This window comes from Candidatus Sodalis sp. SoCistrobi, assembly GCF_900143145.1.
GTDB lineage: Bacteria > Pseudomonadota > Gammaproteobacteria > Enterobacterales > Enterobacteriaceae > SoCistrobi.
On record NZ_FRDB01000305.1, the window covers coordinates 1 to 2633 of the forward strand.

Sequence of the window (2633 nt, forward strand, 5' to 3'; positions counted from 1 at the left end):
CGGCGACTCCTACGATAATGCGATGGCAGAGAGTATCAACGGGTTGTACAAAACGGAGGTTATCCACCGCGGGAGCTGGAAAAACCGGACGGAAGTGGAGTTGGCCACGCTGGACTGGGTGGACTGGTACAACAACAGAAGGCTGCTCGGGCGGCTGGGTTACATCCCTCCTACTGAAGCCGAAATGAACTATTACGCTTTGCAATTAGCATCAGAGGAAGCGGCGTAGTATTGCCAAAATTACTCTCTAATAAACTCGGGGTTATTCACATCCAGTGTTGCCAGGTAATAAGACGCTTTGCCTTGGTCATCCAGGCTTTTGATTACGTGGCCCTCAGTCCCATCCTCTGCGGTATACTTATAAAGGGTTTCACCCGGGTTCAATCCTGTTACCGGATTGGTAGCTTCAATTTCAGTTAATGCCTTAGGGGTTCCATTTGGCGTGGCCTCAGCAGCTTTTAAGTCGAAGGTAAAATTATTCGTGTTACCTACACGTTTCGCTTCATAATACTTACCACTTGACTTAACATAATTTTTACCATCGTCATCAACATAAACTGTTTTGTCAGTTTTATTTATCTCCGCGTCTTCTCCGCTGAGCTTAGGCGCAACTTTACCCGTTACGGTTGTTACTTGTGCGCCTACTTTGCCGGGAATACTAATAGAATCATTAACGTTAAAATCCTTCATGCCCAGCTTTTCGATACCCATATCGAACAGATCAATATCAATAGTCTGGCCATCGTTGGCGCCGACCTGAATAGCCAGCTTCTGATCTTCACTTAATATTCTTATACCGTTGAATTCCGTTTGTTCAGCAATACGATTAATTTCCTCCAAACGCTTGCCGATCTCATCCTGGATAGATTTTTTATCGGCGATCGGAGATCGAAGCGGTAGATTTTACCTGTACCGTCAAACGGCGAATCGCCTGTAGGTTTTCATTCACTTCATTGATGGCACCTTCGGCGGTCTGCGCCACGGCAATACCGTCATTGGCGTTACGCGATGCTTGGGTTAAGCCGTTAATCAGCGAGGAAAAACGGTTGCTGATGGCCTGGCCGGCGGCATCATCCTTGGCGCTGTTAATACGCAGCCCGGACGACAGCCGCTGAATGGCGGTACTTAACGAGTTCTGCGACTTATTAAGATTATTTTGCGCGGTGAGGGAAAGGATATTGGTGTTAATGACCTGGGACATCGCAGTTTCCTTTACTTTATTGTAGCTGTGGATAAGGTTGTGACATTAAAAGCATTAGCATTACTGCTGGCCTAACTGATATCGGCGCCGAAATTCAAAGCTTTAAAATTATCCGACTACTATGTATTAAAGTGCTGACAAAACACTGACCTAATGTATTTAATTGACCACAAACAAACACTACCCCACATAAATAACAAGGATAATTACATCCCAGGCTGCACAATCGTTGCTCACCAAAGATGAGACTTACCGTTGTCACCTGATATAAGCGGCTGGGTGCGCGCTGGCATTGCACTTGCCTATCATCCTGATGGCACTGGATTGGCTTGCGCCAGTACCGCTTTACCCGCTTGCGGCAAATGAATTACCGAGAACGTCTGTGCCGTTAATCCGTCATTCAGCGAAACGGTTGGCGATGACGAAATTGGCTGCATTTTTATTGACGCTATTAATGCTATAGCCGGACGACAGACGAACAACCGCGATATCCCCGGCAGCGTGGTGGGTCAGGCGTGTTTTTCGCGATCAGGGAGAAGGTATTATTGTGATACAGGATAGACTTGTGTCTCTTTATCCTTTACGCGTACCACCCTTGTTTCACCGCAGGCGTTGCCGAAGAGCTATTATTGCCCAATTCTCGTTCTCCTGGGTCAATTAAACTTTTCTTCTTCGCGGCCGATAGCCTTGCATACAACCCACTTGATGAATAACGGGAGAGTAAGCATGGGTGGTATATCTGTAACAGGCATAAGCGATTCGCTCATGGAGATGCAGGCCAAAAAGAATACTTTGTTGCTGCAACCCTATCAATTACGGCAAAAAAACATCGAAAGTAAAATCAGCGCCTGGGGTAAAATCCGCTCCAGCCTGCAAACCCTGCTGGAGAAAAGCAACGCCTTAAAAAATGACGCCTTTTACGCCATGAAAATGAGCGAGAACAAGGCGTTTAGCGCCAGCGCCAGCAGCGGCGCGATGGCGGGAGCCCATAACATCCGGGTTGATCAGTTGGCGCAAAATCACACCCTGTCATTAACGACGAAAAAAGGGATCGACACGCCATTGGGCGATAGCGCAGCAACCCGTACCTTGAAAATCCGCCAGAAGGGTGAAAACGGCGAAATAAAAGAAACCGTTATTTCTCTCGCGCAGGAGGAAACCAGTCTGACCGGCATTGCCAAAGCCATTAACGGCAAAAATGCCGGTATCCGCGCTGAAGTGAAGAGTGTGGACAATGAAGGCACGCAACGTTTAATTTTGCGGGCGCAGGATTCTGGCTCGGCGGGCGAAATGTCCCTCTCCGTCGAAGCATAGGTATCTACACATTTATCGTGATACCTGTTATTACTTTGCAGAATGATTTCAACCTATCTGTTGGCGGGATTGACTCTCGCCTTACCCGCCGATATCAGACGCTGGTTAAACAGCATAT

At 47.5% G+C, this 2633-nt stretch carries 2 protein-coding genes and 1 pseudogene; 2 read left to right on the forward strand and 1 reads right to left on the reverse strand.

The window, feature by feature from the left end; all coding sequences use genetic code 11:
• The coding region (locus CINSTRO3249_RS14900; RefSeq protein WP_143146879.1) for an integrase core domain-containing protein at positions 1 to 229 on the forward strand (229 nt) is incomplete at its 5' end.
• Positions 230 to 677: 448 nt separating this feature from the next.
• Here the strand turns inward: CINSTRO3249_RS14900 and CINSTRO3249_RS17770 are convergent.
• Positions 678 to 1201, reverse strand: a pseudogene (locus CINSTRO3249_RS17770) (flagellin FliC); the annotation flags it as partial.
• Between the two features lie 705 nt (positions 1202 to 1906).
• On the opposite strand from CINSTRO3249_RS17770, the gene CINSTRO3249_RS14910 reads away from it, so the two are divergent.
• Positions 1907 to 2515 carry a flagellar cap protein FliD N-terminal domain-containing protein gene (locus CINSTRO3249_RS14910; RefSeq protein WP_084790265.1) on the forward strand — a complete coding sequence of 203 codons (609 nt, stop codon included), beginning with the start codon at positions 1907 to 1909 and terminating at the stop codon, positions 2513 to 2515.
• Positions 2516 to 2633: the final 118 nt, after the last annotated feature.